Raw genomic sequence first — 21,554 nt, 5'->3', positions numbered from 1 at the left:
TATTTTTCACCGATGTCATCCCAGTAGCGTTCCTTCTCTTTTCTCTTCACGGACAGAAAATGGAATTGTCCCCCGCCGCCAGCGTAAAGATACATGCCGCTGCTCAATTTAAAATGAAATGAACCGGAAATTGCCGGGAAAATATTTCGCAAGCTGGTCTGATACATGATTTTTTCGGTCGTAGAATCTGTGGGGGCACCAGGCCACATGCGGACGCTGTCTTGCAACAACTGGTAAAAATTTTGGTTGTAACTCACGTCAATCTGGAATCCGGGGATGTACGCCTCCAGCGAATAGCGAAAAAAAGCTCTGCCTCCGAAGCCATTGGCAATGCCGCTTTTGGCATAGCCGCCGTGAACGCCAAGCGAATAAATCGGATATTCCACAGCCGACGCCGAAGTTATTTGCAAGAAAAAGAACAAAGAAATGAATAAACTGATAGCTATTTTTGATCGCATGAATTGTCCTCGCGTTTAATTTCAAAAAGGAGCAATTTTTTTGACAATTTGATTCACCGCCCCATCGGCAAGCGAAGAAATCGCTTTTTGAATCAACACGTCCGCCGTGGCAGGTGTGTGCGGCGCTTTTATTTTTCTCTTTTGCGAGCCGGAAAGATATCTGACAAATTTTCCCGGGCTGGAAATCCACTCAGCCGAATCTTTCGCTCTTTGCGTCCGGCTGTCGCTGAAAATGATTTCGCCGGTCTCCACATTGATCAAACGGTAGCTCAATTGCACCGCCACTTCACGGCGCTTCTCGAATTGCGTGTAATTGAAAGGAACCTTGCGTTTGCGCTGCACGCCTTTTTTGTCGCGGTACTTTTGCTCGTAATAGCCGGTGAGCGTTCTTCTTTTGGGCGCCGTGACTTTGTTGCTGAGCAGGGTCACGCTCCCCACAGCGATCGTGTTTACGCCGCTCAATTTGCCGACTTCCACTGCCTTTTCCTCGTCAATGACGCCCGTCTGCGACAAAGCCTGCTCTTCCAAAATGCGCTGCAAATTCTCGCGATCAACCAATTCGACAAATTGTCCTTTTTTCCGGAAAACTTCCGCAATCAAAGCGTCCGTCGCTGTTCGGGCAAATTTCGCGTCTAATTTCGCAGCAGTGAAAGGCAAAATCGCCAGCCGTACAGTGAGTTTATTCCTGCTCTGCCGGGAGAGATCTGCAGCCTGCGGAAAATCAGGCCGAAAAGACAACGACTTCTCCGCGTGTTCCAGCGCCGCTTTGTAGTTGCCGGCGTCAAAAAGTCCTTTTGCTTTGTCAAAATATTGCAGCGCCAGCCGGCGTTTCAAATCCTCGATGCGCTGTGTCGCGTCGAGGAAATCGGGCACCAGTTCTGCCGTACGTTCAAATTGCTGCAACGCATCTTGCAATCGTCCGGCACTCGCCAATTGCGCGCCTTTACGGTAGGCTTTTTCCGCGAGATTCTTATTGATGCGCTCGACGAACTGATCCGAATCTTTGAAATGCGGGATTAGCGATTGACATTTTTGAAAAATTTCCAGCGCTGCTTCCTCGTCACCACTATTGAATTTTTTCACCGCGTTGGCGTACAATTCATCTGCCTGGTTAAATTTTGACTGGTCGCGCTTTGATTGTAAATAATCCAAATCCTGCTTGGTGGGAAATTCCGTGTCGTAAATTTGCGCCACCTGAGACAGCACACGAAAAGCGCGTTCCGAGACCCGAACCACGCGCATCCAGTCGTTCATTTTTTCGTAATGGCGGATTTTCTGCTGACTCTGCTTAAAGTAACCGCGGGCGGACTGATTCAAAATTTTCAGTACGCCTTCATCGTGCGGATGTGATTTTAAATGAGTCAAACTGTACTCAATCGCCAGATCGTAGCGGTGATCCCGATTAGCGCGAATGGCTTTCATTTTGTAAGGCGCGCAACTGAAGAAGATTGAAGTTAACAGAAGAAGGATGAAAAAAAGACGTATTCGGCTCATAACAATTGCCTCCCTTAAAAATCAGATGAGGGGAAAACCGTTTTTTAGCGGGACAAATAATTTTTGGTCATAAAAAAAGTACCAAACAATTGGTACTTTTTTCATTTCCACATTCACTCCGAAGCCCGTCCAAAAAATTACACAACTTTCGTCACTCTGCCCGAGCGCAAACAGCGCGTGCAGACATTAGCGTGCCTCACGGTTCCGTTATCCATAATTTTCATTTTATGTATATTCGGATTGAACCGGCGCTTGTTCAAATTGTGGGCATGACTCACATGATTTCCGACCTGTGGCTTCTTTCCACAAATGTCACATTGCTTCGCCATAACTTCTCCTTACAATATCTCAAATCAATAAATATTACCGATTGTAATTTGCACAAACGCAATTATACGGAATTTTATTTTAAAATGCAAGAAAAAAAATTAGGAATTTAACGTATTTTCAATTTTTAAAATTTAAAAATTGCGGGTGCTTTGCGGTACCTTTTCTGATATTTTTTCAAAATATTTCCAGGCAGGCGTTAGCAAAAATACTGCTTGACTTTTTAATTGATTATTTCTATATTTTCCTAAATTCTTTCCGAAAAAATTATCAGAAAGGAACTCCTCATGAAAAGAATTTCTATCCTTTTGGTGACCCTCTTTATTATTTTCGCAAATCAGACAGTTGTAGGACAAACATTTTACCCCGAGGAAAATAGCGGAAGTTTCTACGGCGCGTTCGGAATGACGGTGATTGACGATCAATCGTACATCACTATCAATCTCGCTCCGGACATCGCGTTGGGAAAATTCGGCGTCGGGTTGAATATCAATTTGCTGTACAACACACAAAATGGCGCCATTCGCGCTGCTGACTGGGATGAAGATTACGACTGGCTGCGGTTGATTCGCTATCTGCGCTACGGCAGGAAGGGCGACAATTTTTACACAAAAATCGGCACCCTCGACGCGGCTCGGTTAGGTCACGGTTTTCTCATGAATTATTACACCAATGCCGCCAGCTACGATGAGCGAAAAATTGGGCTGGCGCTGGATATTGACTTCGGAACTTACGGCTTTGAATCTGTGACAAGCAATTTAGGCAGGTTGGAAATTATCGGCGGCAGGGCATTTGTGCGACCATTGCGCCCTGTGATCGACATTCCGATAATCAAAAATTTAACATTCGGCGCCACTTTCATCTCTGATACCGATCCTGACAAATCCCGCAGTTCGGATGACAGTTTCAATGCCTTCGGTTTCGATGTCGAATTGCCGCTGATCAATTTTGAAATGTTCAAAACCTACACCTATTTCGACTGGGCGAAATTGGATACTTTCGGTTCCGGAACAGCTTTCGGCATTGCCGCCGATTGGCACATTTTTCCGGGCATCGCGGAAGTCACTGCCCGATTGGAACGAAGAATGTTAGGCAAGGAATTTGTGCCATCCTATTTTGATGCCTTTTACGAAGTACAGCGTTTTCAGCCAGGCACAGGATATCGCAAGAGCCAATCCCTGGCGCTGGTTCAGGAAGAAACCAAGGGCGTGTTCGGCGAACTCGCGGGACACATCTTGAATACCATTCGTCTGGTCGGAAATTATCAGCGGCTGGACGACACTCCCAACAGCGGCGCGCTTCATTTAGCTGCGGAGACTAAAGAAAATGTTCCCATGATTGCCATTCAAGCGACGTACGACAAAATGGGAATTGAAAAAGGGAAAGATATTTTCACGCTGAACGATCGCTCCATCGCCAGAGTCGGTATCGGCTACAAAATCAAACCATACTTGATCATGTTTCTCGATTATTATTACACATTCCAATTTGACGAAGTTCAGGGCAAGTACAAAGTTCAGGAGCGATTCTCTCCGCGAGTGGCGTTTGCCTACAATTTTGGTTTGTAAAATTATCTTCCACAGGCGCCCGGGATGGTCAATCACCGGGCGTCTTTTTGAATGGATTATGATTCGGACAAAATAAATTTTTTTCTCGTGTCATGTCTGTCAAGCCCAAAACAGCCTATCTCTTTCGCCCAATTCTTGATTTTTTGCTGCCACGTTTCTGCTTGATGTGCCGAAATTGCATTGAAACGGACGAATTGGTTTGCGAGCATTGTCTTCAGCAGTTTCCGGCCGCAGGAACGGGCGAGGTCATCACGGAATGCGTGAAAAATTCTCTGCAGTCAGACATCGGTTTTGACAACGCGTTTTCACTCTGGGCATTTGACGAGAACGTGCAAAATCTCATTCATTATTTCAAATACAGCGAATATTGGCGGTTGGCAAAGCCGATCGCCCGTTTCATGTCCGTAAAATTACGTCAGCTCAATTTTAGTCCGGCGAACTCGCTTCTCATTCCAGTGCCGTTGCACAAAACACGCCAGCGCGAGCGAGGTTACAACCAATCCGAAATGATCTGCCGATTTATTCGCGAAAAAACTGCAATCCCGTTTGACAATTCGATATTGCAGCGCATTCGTTACACGCAGACGCAGACTGAACTGGGACCAAAGGAAAGAGTCAAAAATGTCAGCGGCGCTTTTTGTGTTCGATCATCGGAGCCGTTGTCCGGAAAAACGATCATTCTCATCGACGATGTGTTGACGACGGGTGCGACGATGAATGCCTGCGCCAAGGAATTACGGAAATTGGCGCCAGAAGCAATTTACGTCTTCACCGTTGCCAAAGCCTGATTTTTTCAATTTCATCCGAAAGCGAGCGGATTTATTTTGCGCCCAAAGTTATTATTTTTATTTTTGAAAATATTAATATGAACGACAAGTTGAAAATTTTCGCTCAGAGCATTGAAGAAAAATAATAAAAATCTTACGACTTAATTCCGGTGCCAAAAGGAAATTTAGGCGTTAGCCTTTTAAAATCAGTGAATTAGGGTTTTAGGTTTTATGGTAACTGATCATTCGCATTATTATTCTTTTCCCGCAATGCGCACTGCTAACTCCTCAGAGAATTTTCTTGACATTTACCGTTTTTTTTCTTATAATATACGTCAATTTTTATTGTCCGCGAACCATCATTAAAATTTGTAGCGATGGAACGAACGACGTGAAGTAATGAGATGAATTTTTGAACAGGAGTGCGAAATGTTAGTAACGAACAAAGAAATTCAGGCAGCGGCACAAAAAGGAAAATACGCGATAGGCGCTTTTAATACCAGCAACATTGAAATTACGCAAGCGATTATCGAAGCTCACGAAGAAATGAATGCGCCGGTGATTGTCGCCACTTCCACCAGCGCGATAAAATACAGCGGCATCGACGTGCTTTCTTCTATTGTGCGTATCATGGCTCAAAAAGCAAAAATTCCCGTGAGTCTGCACTTGGATCACGGCACGGATTATGACTTAATTGTTGGCTGTGTTCGAAACGGCTGGACGTCAATTATGATCGACGGTTCTCACGCGCCATTTGACGAAAATGTTGCCCTTACCCGAGAAATTGTCAAAATTTGCCATGCCGTCGGAATTTCTGTCGAGGCGGAATTGGGACGACTGGGCGGGATTGAAGATAACATTTCTGTCGATGAAAAAGACGCGCGGTTGACGAACCCTGATGAAGCAGTACGATTTATTAAAGAGACCGAATGCGACACATTAGCTATTGCCATCGGAACTTCGCATGGCGCTTACAAGTTTAAGGGAGAAGCAAAACTAGCATTTGATCGGTTGAAAGAAATTCGCGATCGAGTGAATGTGCCGCTCGTTTTGCACGGCGCTTCCAGCGTCATCCCGGAAGTGCTGGAAAAAGCGAATAAATACGGTGCGAATTTAGGCGCCGCCAAAGGCGTTCCTGCGGAAGATATCAAAAAAGCGATCTCGCTGGGAATTACCAAAGTGAATATCGACACAGATTTGCGACTGGCGTTCACGGCGGGCGTACGCGAGATTTTGACGGAAAAACCAGAAATTTTTGATCCGCGCAAAATCGTTGGCGCCGGACGTTCTTATATCAAAGAAATCGTGAAAAACAAAATTAAAATACTAGGAAGTGCAAATAAAGCGTGACTTTAATGAGAGTTTAGAAGGAGATGAATTATGGCAGTCAAAGTTGGAATTAATGGATTTGGTCGAATCGGACGATTAGTCTTTCGTGAATTATTAACAAGAGAAAAATTTGAAGTTGTCCACATCAACGATATTACCGACGCAAAAACATTAGCGCATTTGTTGAAATATGACTCTGTTCATGGAAAATTTAATGGCGAAGTGAAAGCCACAGACGATGCGATAATCGTGAACGGCAAAACCATCAAAGTTTCTGCAATCAGGAATCCGGCGGAGCTTCCCTGGAAAGAAATCGGCGTGGAAGCGGTTGTCGAGTCCACCGGCGTTTTCCGCAAACGCGATGAAGTTGCCAGACATTTGCAAGCTGGCGCCAAAAAAGTTGTTTTGACTGTTCCGGCAAAAGACGAAATTGACGCCACAATTGTGCTCGGCGTTAACGATAGTCATTTAAAAGACGAACACCAGATTGTTTCCAATGCATCGTGCACCACAAATTGTCTGGCCCCCATAGTCAAAGTTCTCAACGACAAATTTGGCATAGTGCGCGGCTTAATGACAACGGTGCACGCTTACACAAATGACCAAAGAATTTTGGATTTGCCGCACAAAGACCTGCGTCGCGCCCGCGCCGCCGGCATGTCCATCATTCCGACGACAACCGGTGCGGCAAAAGCCGTAGGCAAGGTCATTCCTGAACTGGACGGAAAATTGAACGGCATGTCCATGCGCGTTCCCACGGCGGACGGTTCAGTAGTAGATCTGGTCGCAGAGCTCAAAACTTCAGCCACGGTAGAAGAAATCAATGCTGCCATGAAAACGGCGGCGGAAGGCGAGCTAAATGGTTTATTAGAATACAGCGAGGAACCGCTGGTTTCTGTCGATATAATTGGCAATCGTCATTCCAGCATTTTCGACGCGCAATCGACTCTTGTCATGGGCGGCAACATGGTGAAAGTTATCTCCTGGTACGACAATGAGTGGGGCTATTCCAATCGCGTCGTAGATTTGTTGGCAAAAATGTTTTAAATCACTGAAAATCATTTAATAAAAATAGATTGAGCGCTGGAATGCGAAAAATATATATTGCCGGCAACTGGAAGATGAACAAGACAAAAACAGAAGCGGTTGCCTTTGCACGTGAGTTGAAAGATAAGATTCTGTCATTCGATAAAACCGAAATAATAGTTTGCCCCAGTTTTATTTCATTGTCTCCGGTCGCTGATATTCTGCAGGAGAGCAAAGCAAATGTGGGCGCGCAGAATGTTCATTGGGAAATTTCCGGAGCCTATACCGGCGAAGTTTCCGCAGAAATGATCGAAAGCGCTGGCTGCCAGTATGTGATCATCGGTCATTCTGAACGGCGCCAATATTTCGGCGAAACCGATGATACCGTGAACAAAAAAATCAAACGCGTCTTGCAGACCTGCTGTCTGACTCCCATCGTCTGCGTCGGCGAGACCCTGGAACAACGGAAATCCGGCAAAATGCAGGATGTCGTTTCGACTCAAATCAAAAACGGGTTAGCCGGGCTGAACGCGTCGCAGATGGAGCGAATACTTATCGCTTATGAGCCAGTCTGGGCAATCGGCACCGGAATGACAGCGACTCCGGAGCAGGCAGAAGAAGTGCATGCATTTATTCGGCAATTGATCAAATCGATTTTTGATGAAAATACGGCGGAAAACGTAGCTATTTTGTACGGCGGTAGCGCGAAACCGAACAATATCGAATCTCTTTTGAAACAAAACAATATCGACGGCGGTTTAATTGGTGGCGCCAGTCTCAAAGTTGATTCTTTTGTTCAGATGATCGAGATCGCGGAGAATATGGGAAATTAATTTTCGAGGTAAAGATGGAAACTTTTTTAATTGTTATTCATTTTATTGTATCAGTGCTGCTCATGATCGTCATTTTGTTGCAATCCAGTAAAGGCGGCGGAATGGCCGGTGTGTTCGGCGGCGGGGGCGGTGGCATGGGAACGGTTTTCGGAGGCCGCGGCGCCGCATCTTTCTTACAAAAAGCGACAACTGTACTCGCAGCCGTCTTTTTAGGATTAGCCTTGTTAGTGAGCTACATGGATAAAGGCAAACCCGTGGATCAGAACGTTGTCGCCGAGGAAATGGAGCGTCAACGCGCTTCGTCTCCGGCAGCGATTTTACCGACAGTGACTAATCAAAATCCGGCAAACGCAACTTTGCCAATGCAGCCGCCGGTGAAACAGGATACAGGAAAATAAGCTATTTTGAACCTGGCTGCCGAAGTGGTGGAATTGGCAGACACGCTATCTTGAGGGGGTAGTGCCCACCGGGTGTGCGGGTTCGAATCCCGCCTTCGGCACAATTATTAGTAAACCACGTAGTACGAATAAACAAGGAGATTTTTTCCATGCAGAAAAAATTTTTCTGTGCGCTGGTCAGTTTTCTCTTCTCTCTGATGATTGTTTTATCTCTGCAAGCTCAGGACCCACAACTCCAGCGACAGTACGACCAAAAAGTCGCAAAAGCGAAACAAATTCGCGATCAAATGAATCAGGAGGGCATCAGCAAAGCCCAATACGATGATTTGAAAGTGGAATTTGATAAGCTGAATGCAGAGATAAAATCATTGCGCGAAAAACTTATGTCCCAGGCGGATGTCAAAAAGCAAAAAAATATTGCTAAACAGGCCTACAACAACGGGAACGCTTTTCTGAAACAAGGCGATGCCGGAAAAGCCCTTGTCGCCTATGATAAAGCCATCAAATATGATCCGGAATATGTGCAAGCATATTACGGAAAAGGAGTGGCATTGGTAAAATTGCGGCGCTACAATGAGGCTTTGGCCGCCTATAATAAGGCCGTCGAAACCAACCCGCTTTATTCCCACGCCTGGTTAGCACTGGCAAAATTATATCGCAATATGGATCGGTTCGACGAGGCATTGACCGCGTGCCTTCAAGCGATTGACGCGGATTCTTCTTCGTCAAAAAATTATTACGAACTGGGATTTATTTATAACAAACGCAAAGAATACCAGAAAGCAGCGGACGCCTTTGCCCGGGTCACAGAAATCAGCCCGAAAAATTATCGCGCTTACAATGCCATGGGCGTCGCTCTTGACAAAATCGGCAAAACCGATGAAGCAATAGCCTCGTTTAAAAAAGCAGCCGAGATCAAATCCAATTACTACGAAGCCTATTATCGCATGGCTTCTTTGTTTAACAAATTGGGACGCCACAAAGAAGCGCTGCAAGCCGCCAAAAGCTGTCTAAAGTACAAGAGAAACTATGCGCCTGCTGCCTTTGAAGCCGGTTGGGCTCTTGAAAAAATTGGCAATTTCGGCGAAGCGGTTAAATTTTATCGAATCGCCGCTAAAAGCCGCAACTGGAGAAAATCGGCGCAATATCAGATTGACATGATCAAGCGCAAACAGGGTAAATAACGCTTTATTTATTAATTCAGAAGCCCTTGCCTGAATTCAGTGTAAGGGCTTTTTTTGTATTTTTAAAGTCTTCAAATCATTTTGCTACTTACTCATATCAAACTTCAAACTGCCATGAAAGAGATGCTTGAAAAACTTTACCATCTGATTACGAAAAATATCTTCATTTCGGATATTTTTTTCTTTCTCTCATGGGCTGGTCTCAATTACTATCGTGAAAATTTTGCCAGGCTCGTCCGCTGGGCGATAATACTAGTTCACTTATGGGCGAACATAAAATTCCACATCACGATTCGCACGCACATTGCATCAATTTACTATTTCTTAAATACAGACAAATTTCTCATGAATTTATTTGAAAAAAACACAGAGTGGGTGCGCGGTTTCATGGGAGGACTTGCCTATTTAACATGGCTACTGTTTTTTTTGGCGCCACCAATTGTGGAATTTATGCTTGACAGACGAGATCAACGGTAGACTCACATTGGACAACAGGACATGGAATTGGACAAAAAAGATTATTTAGAATAAGGAATTCAGAATTATGACTGATCTCGAAATCTTTTTGAAGTGCATGGATTACGAACCCGCTGAAAGAAGACCCAACCACGAAGTTGGCGTCTGGGCGCAAACCAAACAACGTTGGTTAAAAGAAAATCCCGAACCGTTGAAAAAATTTAAATGGACGGACTGGCTCTACGAGGAAGAAGCCATCGGGCTGGATAAAAGAGATTACATTCCCGTGGATTACGGCTTCATTCCGCCATTTGAAAAAAAAATTCTGGAAAGCACAGCGGACTACGACATTGTTCAGGACAAATATGGTATTGTCACCAAACGTCTCAAAGAGGGCGAAGTTGACGGTTTTCGTATGAGCATGGATCAATTTTTGAAATTTCCGATAGAAAAGCCAGAGGATTTTGCTGACATCAAACGACGACTGGTGGCGGCGATTCCCGAGCGATACCCGGACGATCTTGACGAGAAAATTGCACGCTGGCAAAAACGAGATTATCCCCTCATTCTTGGCGAGAATTGTGCCGCCAATGGTTTTTATTGGCGGGCACGAGAATTCATGGGCACAGAAAATCTTTCGCTCGCATGGTACGATTACCCTGAGCTCCTACACGAGATGATGGAATTTTTCGCGGATTTTATCATCGAGACCAGCAGACCCGTACTGGAAAAAATCAACGTGGAATATTTCACGCTCAACGAAGACATGTCCATGAAAAACGGCCCGCTTTTGAGCCCGAATACTTTCAAAGAATTCATTTTCCCGCATCTCAAACGCATGGTGGAGTTTTTCAAATCACACGGCGTGCGTTATTTTGCCGTGGATACGGACGGCAATCCCACGCAACTCATTCCTCTGCTGCTGGACGCCGGAGTTGACGTGCTGTGGCCTGTGGAGCGGGCGGCAGATTTTAATCCGGTGGAGATTCGGAAACAATTCGGCAAATCGCTGCGCCTCTGGGGCGGCGTGGACAAGCGCGTTCTGACTCAAGGACCCGCCGCGATTCGCGCCCATCTTCGGGAACTGATTCCGCTCATCGAAGAAGGCGGCTACATTCCCAGCGTGGACCATCTCGTGCCGCCGGATGTGTCCTGGGATAATTTTCAATATTATCTGGAATACAAACATGCATTGCTGCATTTTGAATTTGGGAAGTTGGAAGATTAAATTGGGAAAAGTCGTAAAGTTACGACACCTTTTAGGTGCCGCACACTTTAGGAAAATAGTTTTGGAGAATAAAAATGACTGAGTTAGTTTACCAAACAAATAGCTACGTCAAAGAATTCGACGCAAAAATTACCGAAACAGACACCGAGCAAAACGCTGTTATTTTGAACAAAACGGCCTTTTACCCCGGCGGTGGCGGTCAGCCAAACGATACCGGCCGGCTTGAATTTGCCGGTAAATCCGTTCCCGTCACGAAAGTCAAATCCATCGGCGGAAAAATTTACCATTTCTTGGATGGCGAGTTGCCCGCTGCAGGAACGGTAGTCGCAGGAAAATTAGACTGGGACAGACGCTACAAACTGATGCGCACCCATTCGGCGTTACACGTTTTGTGCGGCGTTGTGTGGCGCGATTATCACGCGCAAGTTACCGGCGGCAACATGGAACCGCTCAAAGGCAGAATGGATTTTGAGTTTGCGTCGCTACAAAAAGAATTAGTCAGCGAGATCGAAGACAAAGTTAACTTTGAGATTCAGCAAAGCAGAGAAGTACGTGTGAAAATTCTGCCCCGAGAGGAAGCGTTCAAAATTCCCGACCTGATTCGTACTAAGATTAATTTGCTGCCCGAGCACATCAAAGAAGTGCGTACAGTGGAAATCGTTGGGCTGGATTTGCAGGCTGACGGCGGCACCCACGTGGCGGACATCGCTGAAATTGGCACGGTGCGCATCGTGGATTACAAAAGCAAAGGCAGCATCAACAAACGAATTTACATTGAAGTGGAAGATTAATTTCGAGGCAAAGATGAATCTGAAACTCTACCAAATTGACGCTTTCGCAAATCAAGTTTTTGCCGGAAATCCGGCTGCTGTTTGCCCGCTGACCGAATGGCTCGACGACAGGACTCTGCTTGCCATTGCCCGGGAAAATAATTTGTCCGAAACCGCATTTTTCATGCCCGACGGCGAGAATTACCATCTTCGCTGGTTCACACCAAAAGCTGAAGTCGATCTCTGCGGCCACGCGACGCTGGCGACGGCCTTTGTCATTTTTGACATTTTGAAATTGAAGAAAGAAAAAGTCACTTTCCGCACGAAAAGCGGAACCCTGTCTGTGAAAAAAAAAGATTCACTTCTGCTAATGAATTTTCCCAGTCGAGAGCCCGTCCCTTGCTCGGCTCCCGATGATTTGCTGCGCGCGCTGGAAGGGAAGCCCGTAGAAATTTTGAAATCGCGAGACTTTTTAGTACTTTTCGAGAACGAAAAGGCTATTCGTCGCTTATCTCCCAAAATGGGTCTACTGATGAATTTGGACGCCCTGGGCGTGATCGTCACGGCTCCCGGCGAGAATGTGGATTTTGTCTCTCGATTTTTCGCGCCCAAAGTTGGCGTGCCCGAAGATCCGGTGACCGGATCGGCGCACAGCACGCTCATTCCTTACTGGGCGAAAAAATTAGGGAAAACAAAACTCCGCGCGCATCAAATCAGCGAGCGCGGCGGAGAGTTATTCTGTGAATTCCATGGCGAGCGCGTAAAAATCTCCGGCAGAGCTGTGAAATATCTGGAAGGGGAAATTTTTTTCTGACAGCTCACCGCACGATTGCCATCTTCCGCGTCTCCGAGGAATTGGTGGCTTTCAGTCGGTAAAAATAGATTCCCGCCGGAAGACCGCTGCCGTCAAAAATTATTTGGTGCTCTCCGGCACTGATTTTGCCCAACTTCATTTCCCTGACATGTCTGCCTTGGATATCGAAAACTGACACAGCCACCTTTTCCGCTTGCGGGAGAGAGAAAGAAATCGCAGTCGTCGGATTGAACGGATTGGGATAGTTTTGCTCCAGCCGGAATCGCGCGGGGTGTGCGAACATCTTCTCCTCGACTGCCGAAACACCATTTTTAAATTTGACCTCCATGCTATCAATTGAGGAATTGCCATTGATGTCCCGCGCTTCCACAAAAATACGATATTGCCCGTCAACGAAATCAGCGGTGTGCAATGCTAAATTTTCTTCGGTAAGATCCAAAAATTCGTCGCCGTTGTTATTGGTAAGAACGCAATAAAAATTTCGGCGCTCGCTCATCCAAGACGGCGGCAAAAGTTGCTCGTCGCGCTTGTAAATCAACGGCGCGTAAGGGGTGTATTTGCCTGAGGCATAAAAATCAAATTTGTGGTTCAAGCGCTGACCCAGTGTTTTGGGCACAACTATTTGACCCTCCGGCAATTTTTTGATCCAATAAAATGTCTCGTACGCCGGCTGATCCCAGGGAGAATCGCCGATTTTGTCGGTAATTTTAGCCACAATATCCACATCGCCGTAAAGTGAATCCGGGTTCAGATAATAATCAGCATTATTTGCAGGAAACGCAAATTTTGACTCGGTAAAAACATTCTCGATCTCAGGAGCGGTCGTATCCGGGATCGGACGCAGCACCTGAAGCGGATTGAAATTTATGCCCCACTCATTATCGTCGTAGCGCCAGACTTCGCCCGAATCGCTGATTTGCACAAAATGGATGTGCCCCCAAGTGTCTGTCCAGTCCACGATATCACCGATGTAGTCGTGTTGTTTAATTGTATCTCCGACAGCGACATTGATCGTTTCGTAAATCAGATGCGCGTAAAGCCAGCCATTGCTCCAACCTGCCGACTGCTCTTTTGCGATTGCCACGCGCCAGTAGTGAAATCCGCCCAGCGTGAGCACGCATTTTACAATACCGCCTTCCACAGCATAGACTGGCTCCGCGATGGGGACGATGATGTCCAGTCCCTGATGCAAATAAGAGTCGGAAAAATTTCCCCAACCCATGTGTTGCTCGTAATAATTCCAGGCAGTGCGCATACTGTCAAACGGGAAGAACATCCAGGGAATCGAATCGCCGCTCGCTTCCTGCGTTTTGTTTGCCTTTTTACCGCTTTCAAAAATGGGAAACTCGCGTTTCTGACCGGGAATAGTTTCCAACCGTTGCCCCTGCAAATCGTAAATTTGCATTTCGCCGCGAGAGCTCCCGCTTCCGCGCGTTTGGACTCCCACAATAATTTTTTCATCCAGAATTTTCAAATCGCAAAATGATTTCCCAATATCCGCTGATTTGCTGAAAATCAATTCGCCCGAATCCAACGAAAAAACACGAAGTTGTTTCTTCCCGACTGCCGCTACTGACTTCCCCGCCGAACTCATCGCCATCTTGCGCACATAGCCCAGACCGTGCTCAATTTGCCGCTGCAATTTGTTATTCTCGTAAATTGTTATTCTCTCGCGATAAGCCAACGCCAGGATTCTGTCATCCTTCGAAATGGCAAATTGATCCGCGGCGGGAAATTTTTTTATTTCACCGTCAGTGAGATCGATCAACCAGAACTCTTTTCCATTTCCGACACCATACTGATATCCGCGCGGCGAAAAACCGAACAGACTACCGCCAACGATTTTTTTTGAAAACAATTCCATCCCCTGTTTCGAATAAAAATGTAAAGTCAATTCCTGGCGAAAATGACAGCGGTGATCAAAAAATACGGCGTAGCCCTGATTAGAAATTTCCACGTCAGAGCCAGGAGCCTGTCGTAGCGAATACAATTGCTCTTCACCGCGAAAAAACTGAAAATCCCGCAGCGTACGGATTTCATCAGAAACTTCGGACACGCGATATTTGCAAGCAAAAAGTCGGTTTGGCGATTGCGCCCGCAAATCAAATTTTGCATCGGCAGAAACAAGCATACCAGCAGAAGTCACGCTCAAATTATTTATTTCGGCGGAAAAAATTATCACCGGGACGGCAACAAACATTAGAATAACAATCAAGGTTAGCTTATTTTTTTTCATGAATCAGTTTCTCCCCAACTGAGCAATGAATTTCAAAACAGCAAATTGGAAGTCAATTATTTACAAAATAACAAAGCGATGCCAATAATGCAAGCAAATTTGCATAAAAAAGCCCGATCTCGTTCAGAGACCGGGCTTGCTGTCACCAACCTATTTTGATCATAGCATCACAAAAATTTCTCCAGCGCCGCTTTCACGCGAGCAAATTCCGCTTTGACTTCTTCCACTTCTTCGCTCACGCCGTCGATGTCGCCTTCTCTGCCTTTCTTTTCCAACTTCTTATTCATTTCCGAAAGCGCCATCGCGCCCAGATTTGCGCTCGAAGATTTTAAAGTGTGCGCCGCGCGAGTGAATTCTTCCTTTTTTTTCAGTTTCATGGATTCCGTCAATTGAGCCAACAGCTTCGGCGTTTCTTCCAGATAAATTTGAATCATTTCCTTCAGGAAAGCGCCATCCTCGTCAAAACTTTTCAATTCATCAAGCGCTGATTGCACAATCACTTCTCTTTGTTCTTCCGTACTTTCTCCTTTTCGCGCTTTTTTTCGTGTGGCGCGTAGTTTTGTTTTTTCAGGAACCCTGACTCTTTTTAACGCCCCTTCCAGTTCATTGACATTAATCGGCTTGGTGACATAGTCATCCATGCCAGCTTCAAAACATTTATCGCGGTCGCTTTTCAAGGCGCCGGCTGTCATGGCGATAATTTTTGGACGGGAATCAGTCCAACGCTCATTAATGATGCGCGATGCCTCTAAACCATCCATTTCCGGCATCTGCACATCCATCAATATCACGTCATATTGCTGTCTTTCCAATGATTCGATAGCTTCTTTTCCGTTTCCCGCCACATCTGCCCGGTAACCCATGCGATCTAAAATCCGCAGCGCGACTTTCTGATTCACCAGATTATCTTCAGTCAATAAAATCCGCAGCGGAAATTTTTGCGCCATCTTTCTGTCAAATGTGCGGCTGCTATCTTTTTTCTTTTTGACAGAAACGGGTTTCCCGATAAATATTTCCTGCAAAATATTGAACAACTGTGACTGCTTAATTGGTTTTGTCATGAAGCTGACAAAATTAATTTGATCAAGGAGTTCTTTGTCTGGTTTTTTGCCGAGCGACGTCAACATGATAATTGGCAATTGCTTCGCATCCAGATATTTTCTAATTTCCCGCGACAGGCGGAGCCCATCCATCTCAGGCATTTGCATATCGACGATGGCGCAGTCAAACTTTTCCCCTTGCTTAATCCATTCGAGCGCTTTTATTGGCGTTTCCGCCGATGTCGGTTTCATACCCCATGATTTTGTCTGCAAATGCAAGATTTTACGATTGGTATCGTTGTCATCCACGATAAGAATGGTTTTGTTATGCAGCACGTCCAGAACGACTTCACGTTTTTCTCTTCTCAATTTTTCATGTTTTATTTCAGCCTTGATGACAAAGGAAAACGTCGTACCAACGCCGACTTCGCTCTCGACCCACATTTTTCCGCCCATCATCTCCGTCAATCTCTTGCTGATCACGAGCCCCAGACCTGTTCCGCCGTATTTCCGCGTTGTCGATGTATCGATCTGAGAAAATGACCTAAAAAGCCTGTCCATGCGATCTTTGGGGATTCCGATGCCTGAATCTTTCACTTTAAATAAAAATTTGCAGCGATTTTTTTCGCCGGGCAATTTTTCAGCGGACACGGAAACCACGACGCCGCCTTTCTCGGTGAATTTTACTGCATTCCCCAATAAATTTGTCAATATCTGCCGTAATCGAGTAATGTCGCCTACGATGTGCGTTGGCGTTTCCGGTTCGATGAAATATGCCAAATCAATTCCCTTGTTCAGCGCTTTGCTTGCCTGCAGATCAAGGCAATCTTCAACGCATTCTCGTAAATCAAACGGAATATATTCCAGATCAATTTTTCCGGCTTCTATTTTCGAAAAATCTAAAATATCATTAATCACGCCTAATAGCGCCTCGCCGCCGCTGCGAATCGTTTCTACAAATTCCAATTGTTCGTCGGTGAGAGGCGTGTCTAATAACAGGCCAGTCATGCCAATGACCGCGTTCAACGGCGTTCTGATTTCATGGCTCATATTCGCGAGGAACGCAGATTTGGCTTGCGTGGCAGCTTCGGCTTTCACCAGCGCTTTATCCAATTCCATATTTTTGATTTTCAGTTCCTCTTGAATTTTAATTATTTCTGACACATCGCGGGAGATACCAATGATACCCGTTATTTTTCCTTCAGCGTCGTGGAGCGGCACTTTTGTCGCAGAAACCCACATTTTCCAGCCGTCAGGGCGCTTCACCTGTTCAATGCGGTTGATTAGCAGCTTTCCTGTTCTCAGGATTTTTCGCTCATCTTCAGCCGCTTTTGCCACATGCTCTTCCGAGAAAAAATCCCGGTCATGTTTGCCGATCGCTTCGGCAGGGTCGTCAATCCCCAAATTGCGCGCCTGAGCCTGATTGACGCGCAGAAATTTTCCCTCGGCGTCTTTGAAATAAATTGCATCAGGCACATTGTCCATCAAAAGATGCAATAAATTTCGCTCGTAGGCGATTGCCTCTTCCATCTTTTTGCGCTCGGTGATGTCCGTAACGATCGCCAGCGTGCTTTCAAAATTGCCGTCAGCGTCAAAAAGGGGCGATGCGTTCACCCAAACATTGACCGGTGAACCATCGCTACGTTTCAGTACTGTTTCATAGGATGAATGCTCGCCCTTTTTACGTTGTCGAGTTTCTTTTGTGAACTTCTTATACTCAGCAGGGAAAGTGATATCCGCCAGACTTTTACCCACGACTTCATCAGGCTCGTAGCCGAGTATCTGAGCTAATCCCGGATTCACAAAAGTGAGCGTTTCATTTTTATCGGCGATGCCGATACCCGAAGAAGTTGTTTCGACAACCGCGCGGTAACGCTCTTCGCTTTCGCGCAGCGCTTCCAGAGCCATTTTTCTATCGGTAATATCGGTAAACACTCCCATAGTACCATTGAATGTGCCTTCTTTGTCGTACAGCGGCGAAGCCGAAACAAGTACATATTCCGGGTTTCCGTCTCGATCAATCAGCACAGTCTCATAAATACTGGATTTTCCCTGCTTGCGATGTTCTGTTTGCTCGCGCATACGTTCAAATTCTTCCGGATCGGTGAATTCCGAAAAATTCATGCCAATGAGTTCATCCGGCTCATATCCCAGCATCTCTGCAAATGCGTCATTAACAAAGACAAGATTTTCATCCGCATCCGCCATACAGATTCCATTCAACGACGTTTCCACAACCGCCCGATAACGTTGTTCGCTTTCGCGTTGGGCATCTTCGGCTTTCTTTCTATCAGAAATATCGCGCACCAGACTCAACCAGGCTTCTCGATCGCCGTAAATTACAGGTCCGGTATGAATCTCAACTTGCATGATCCTGCCGTCTTTTGTCACATGGTGATAGTAAGACTCCGTAGTATTCGTTTGAATATTTTTTTCAACAATATCATATTCCTCCAGCGGGTGCAGTTGATGTGGCGTCATTCTCAAGAACTCTTCTTTTGAATAACCATAAACTTGAACCGCCGTCTCGTTGCAATCAAGTATTTGGTGCGTCTTTTTGTCAAATATTATGATCGGATCCACGGCATTGTCGTACAACGCTCTGTACTTTGCTTCGGATTCTCTGATCACTTGCTCGGCGCGCTTCGTCTCAGTGATGTCGCGGAAACTCCACACGCGCCCTTCAACTTCATCGCCCTGGATTAAGGGACAGGAATATCGCTCAAGAACCCGCCCGTCTTTGAATTCAATTAAATCCAGCGAAGTTTCTTTTGACTGATAAAGCTTTTGCACTTTCTTCAAAAATTCATCGCTATTTTTTACCTGACTCATAACATATTCAAGCAACACTTTGTCATCATTGCTGTCCAATTGTTCTTGAGGAATTCGCCATAATTTGACAAAACGTTTGTTATAATTTTTTACTTCACCATATTTATCGACAACCAAAATTCCGTCAGCCGTCGATTCCAGTGTTGAACGCATTAACGCTTCATTTTTCTGCAGTAGTTTTTCCGCGCGCTTACGCTCGGTAATATCAATCAAAGAGGCGACGGCGGTCTTTGTCCCGGGCAATAATTCTACTGTCAAATACATATCCCTGATCTCTCCGGTCGCCGAAACGAATGAAAACCCGTAATTTCGCGGCGCTGATCCGCTTTTTTGCCTTCGCTGGCGATGATATTCTTCCATGCGCGGTCGGTCTTCCGGAAGAATAAAATCTGTGAACTTCTTGTGTTCGATTATTTCTGCCAGGGGCAGGCCGGCGAATTTCGCAAATTCGTTGTTTGCAAAGAGAATGGTTTTATCCTCATCAACCAGAAGCATCGCTGTCCCGGTGTTATTGAAAATCGTTCTGTATCGTTTTTCGCTTTCACGCAGCGCGTCTTCGGCTACTTTTCGATCAGAAATATCACGAATGATCCCAACGGTATGTCTCTCGTTGTCAATTTCCGCATTTGAAAGAGTCAATTCAACAGGGAATTCTGTCCCGTCTTTTTTGAACGCTGTCAACTCGAGCAGTTTACCAAATGCATCACCCTCCCTGGTTTTGCGATATTTTTTAAATCCTTGGCGATAGTTTTCATAATATTGGGGTGGAACTACTAATTTATGCAATTCCTTCCCGAGGGCTTCTTCAGGCTGATAACCAAAAATTCTGGTCGCCGCTTCGTTCCAAAAACTTATTTTTCCCTCAAGGTCCATCATTAAAATTGCGTCCTGAGCAGCATTGGCAATCGATTTAAATTTGTTTTCGCTCTCTCTCAGGGCAACAAGCGCTTTTTGTTTTTCGGTAATATCTTCCCCAGAGCTGAGAATCCCGGCTATTTCTCCATTTTCATCACGAATTACCGTATTATGCCATCCGACAATACGAATCTCGCCGCTGCGAGTGACGACTTTACCTTCGGAATACCTGTAAAATTCATTTTCACCATTGAGAATCTCGTAGAAAATTTCTTTCGTTCTTTTTGACAAGTAGTCTGGCACGAAATGATCGAACCAAGTCTTATTTAATATTTCTTTTTCCGAATACCCCAGCACTTCACAACCGCGTTTATTAATCATTTTGACGCTGCCTTGCTTGTCAAGAACCAGCATGATCACCGCCGCGACATCCAGGTACTGCTGAGTGCGATTTTTTTCCTGTTCGATACGCTTCAGAACTTCCACTCGCTGGGTGATATCGCGCAAAAATCCTTCAATGCCAATTACTTGCCCATTTTTTTCCTTCAAAAGACGGGCATTTACTGAAACGTGTACAATTTTGCCTTCTTCGTTTTTAAGCTGGACGACAAAATCCGCTACGCGCCCTTCAGCCTTTAGGGCTTTTAGAAATCTCACTCGTTCCCGGCGATCAAGATAGAAATCAGTTACGCGTTTCCCGATGATTTCTCCGTCGACCTCTCCGGTGTAGCGCGTTATTGAAGGACTAATCTCTAAAATAATTCCGTCCGCATCAGTCCGATAATACACATCCTGAATATTGTCAAAAATATCTCTCAATTTTTTCTCATTGATGCGCAGTTGTTCCTCGGCTTGCTTGCGCTCCGTGATATCTTTGTAATTTTGGACGATACCTCTTATTTTTCCCTCATGATCCTTGAACGGAACAGCCGTCAGAATTGCCCAAAAAGAGGACCCGTCAAGCCGCCTGATCTCGACTTCACGATCGACGCGCTCTGTTTCACCTGATAACAATTTTTTCAGCGAACAATTTTGCGTATGACAGCCGTCATGTTTCATCGTGTCATAACATTTTTTGCCAATAACTTTTTCGGCTTTCACATGCATGTTCTTTTCAAATGTCTGATTGATGCGTAAGGTTCGGAAATTCAAGTCAATGACCCGCATCGCATCGGCGGCTGTATTGAAAATTTGATTCAGTTCTTCAGATTGCTGTTTGATCTGCGTTGCCTGTTCTTTCAAAAGCCGAATATCGACAAGACTCTCGACAAAATGTTTCCGCCCATTTAATTGGATCTGCGTAATTGTCAGCAATATCGGGATGCTTTCGCCGTTCGCCGTTATCAGCTCTGTTTCCTGGCGGTCGATCTGCATGCCAAATTTTTTCATCGCGACATTATTTATGTTGACAAAATGGTGGCACACTTCCCCAATGATTCGATCCTTGGGAGCGCCAATCAATTGGATTGCATTCCGATTCACATCAACGATTCGACTGCTGGAAGCGTCAACGATCAAAATGCCGGTCTGGACATTTTCCAGTATTCGTTTTAAGGTGCGCTGATTTTCCAACAAAGCTTTTTCTTTCTCTTTCCGCAAAGAAATATCGCGAACTACATATTGATAAATCCGTTTTTTCACGTCTATCAGTTGAGAACTAACTTCCACCGGGATGACATTTCCATCGGCTTTGCGCATCGCGCTATCAAAAACAAGCTCGCCATTTTCTTTAATTTGTTTAAAATTATCCTCTAACTCTTCAAAATCCGAGGAGGCAAATAGCGATAAAAACTTTCCCCCAATTAATTTTCCGTTGCTACCGAATTGGGCTTTCGCCTGAGGGTTAGTTTTTAAAATTTTACCTTCCTCATCGGCAACGAAAATTGCATCTTTTGATTTCTCAAACAATGCCTTGAATAAATTTTCCATTTTTCCAACC

The 21,554-nt window shown here is 45.3% G+C and carries 16 protein-coding genes and 1 tRNA gene; 12 read left to right on the top strand and 5 right to left on the bottom strand.

Annotation, left to right across the window (positions count from 1 at the left end; translation table 11 throughout):
• The 3 genes from GXO74_11885 to rpmB form a co-directional block, all read right to left on the bottom strand.
• The coding region (locus GXO74_11885; GenBank protein ID NOZ62367.1) for a hypothetical protein at positions 1 to 458 on the bottom strand (458 nt) is incomplete at its 3' end.
• 21 nt (positions 459 to 479) lie between these two features.
• Positions 480 to 1,952 carry a hypothetical protein gene (locus GXO74_11880; protein NOZ62366.1) on the bottom strand — a complete coding sequence of 491 codons (1,473 nt, stop codon included), beginning with the start codon at positions 1,950 to 1,952 and terminating at the stop codon, positions 480 to 482.
• A 137-nt stretch (positions 1,953 to 2,089) separates the two neighbouring features.
• Positions 2,090 to 2,281, bottom strand: coding sequence for a 50S ribosomal protein L28 (gene rpmB, locus GXO74_11875; GenBank protein NOZ62365.1), 192 nt, complete (start codon positions 2,279 to 2,281; stop codon positions 2,090 to 2,092).
• Between the two features lie 285 nt (positions 2,282 to 2,566).
• Here rpmB and GXO74_11870 point away from each other — a divergent pair, with 285 nt between their 5' ends.
• The 12 genes from GXO74_11870 to GXO74_11815 all read left to right on the top strand — a co-directional run bounded on the left by GXO74_11870 (position 2,567) and on the right by GXO74_11815 (position 12,652).
• Positions 2,567 to 3,847 carry a hypothetical protein gene (locus GXO74_11870; protein NOZ62364.1) on the top strand — a complete coding sequence of 427 codons (1,281 nt, stop codon included), beginning with the start codon at positions 2,567 to 2,569 and terminating at the stop codon, positions 3,845 to 3,847.
• A 194-nt stretch (positions 3,848 to 4,041) separates the two neighbouring features.
• Positions 4,042 to 4,635, top strand: a complete 594-nt coding sequence (locus GXO74_11865; GenBank protein ID NOZ62363.1) for a ComF family protein — start codon at positions 4,042 to 4,044, stop codon at positions 4,633 to 4,635.
• 408 nt (positions 4,636 to 5,043) lie between these two features.
• On the top strand, positions 5,044 to 5,964 hold the full coding sequence (fba, locus tag GXO74_11860) for a class II fructose-1,6-bisphosphate aldolase (protein ID NOZ62362.1): 921 nt from the start codon (positions 5,044 to 5,046) through the stop codon (positions 5,962 to 5,964).
• 27 nt (positions 5,965 to 5,991) lie between these two features.
• Entirely contained in the window at positions 5,992 to 6,990 is a 999-nt protein-coding gene (gap, locus tag GXO74_11855; GenBank protein NOZ62361.1) for a type I glyceraldehyde-3-phosphate dehydrogenase, read from the top strand.
• A 41-nt stretch (positions 6,991 to 7,031) separates the two neighbouring features.
• The gene (locus GXO74_11850; GenBank protein ID NOZ62360.1) at positions 7,032 to 7,802 is read left to right on the top strand and encodes a triose-phosphate isomerase; all 771 of its coding nucleotides are present in this window, start codon (positions 7,032 to 7,034) and stop codon (positions 7,800 to 7,802) included.
• Between the two features lie 14 nt (positions 7,803 to 7,816).
• Entirely contained in the window at positions 7,817 to 8,200 is a 384-nt protein-coding gene (gene secG, locus GXO74_11845) for a preprotein translocase subunit SecG (protein NOZ62359.1), read from the top strand.
• Positions 8,201 to 8,218: 18 nt separating this feature from the next.
• A tRNA-Leu gene (locus GXO74_11840) sits at positions 8,219 to 8,301 on the top strand.
• A gap of 48 nt (positions 8,302 to 8,349) precedes the next feature.
• Complete coding sequence (locus GXO74_11835; GenBank protein NOZ62358.1) at positions 8,350 to 9,384, top strand: tetratricopeptide repeat protein; 1,035 nt, start codon at positions 8,350 to 8,352, stop codon at positions 9,382 to 9,384.
• A gap of 114 nt (positions 9,385 to 9,498) precedes the next feature.
• Positions 9,499 to 9,861, top strand: coding sequence for a hypothetical protein (locus GXO74_11830; protein NOZ62357.1), 363 nt, complete (start codon positions 9,499 to 9,501; stop codon positions 9,859 to 9,861).
• A gap of 67 nt (positions 9,862 to 9,928) precedes the next feature.
• Positions 9,929 to 11,068 carry a hypothetical protein gene (locus GXO74_11825; protein ID NOZ62356.1) on the top strand — a complete coding sequence of 380 codons (1,140 nt, stop codon included), beginning with the start codon at positions 9,929 to 9,931 and terminating at the stop codon, positions 11,066 to 11,068.
• Between the two features lie 74 nt (positions 11,069 to 11,142).
• The gene (locus GXO74_11820; GenBank protein ID NOZ62355.1) at positions 11,143 to 11,859 is read left to right on the top strand and encodes an alanyl-tRNA editing protein; all 717 of its coding nucleotides are present in this window, start codon (positions 11,143 to 11,145) and stop codon (positions 11,857 to 11,859) included.
• Between the two features lie 13 nt (positions 11,860 to 11,872).
• Positions 11,873 to 12,652, top strand: a complete 780-nt coding sequence (locus GXO74_11815) for a PhzF family phenazine biosynthesis protein (protein NOZ62354.1) — start codon at positions 11,873 to 11,875, stop codon at positions 12,650 to 12,652.
• Positions 12,653 to 12,656: 4 nt separating this feature from the next.
• Here the strand turns inward: GXO74_11815 and GXO74_11810 are convergent, their stop codons facing one another.
• Positions 12,657 to 14,888, bottom strand: coding sequence for a T9SS type A sorting domain-containing protein (locus GXO74_11810; protein ID NOZ62353.1), 2,232 nt, complete (start codon positions 14,886 to 14,888; stop codon positions 12,657 to 12,659).
• A gap of 167 nt (positions 14,889 to 15,055) precedes the next feature.
• On the bottom strand, positions 15,056 to 21,544 hold the full coding sequence (locus GXO74_11805; GenBank protein NOZ62352.1) for a PAS domain S-box protein: 6,489 nt from the start codon (positions 21,542 to 21,544) through the stop codon (positions 15,056 to 15,058).
• Between the last annotated feature and the right edge of the window lie 10 nt (positions 21,545 to 21,554).

It is taken from the genome of Calditrichota bacterium (assembly GCA_013152715.1).
Lineage (GTDB): Bacteria > Zhuqueibacterota > Zhuqueibacteria > Thermofontimicrobiales > Thermofontimicrobiaceae > 4484-87.
The sequence above is the reverse complement of the archived record's forward strand: the minus strand, read 5'-3'. Positions and strand labels throughout refer to the sequence as shown.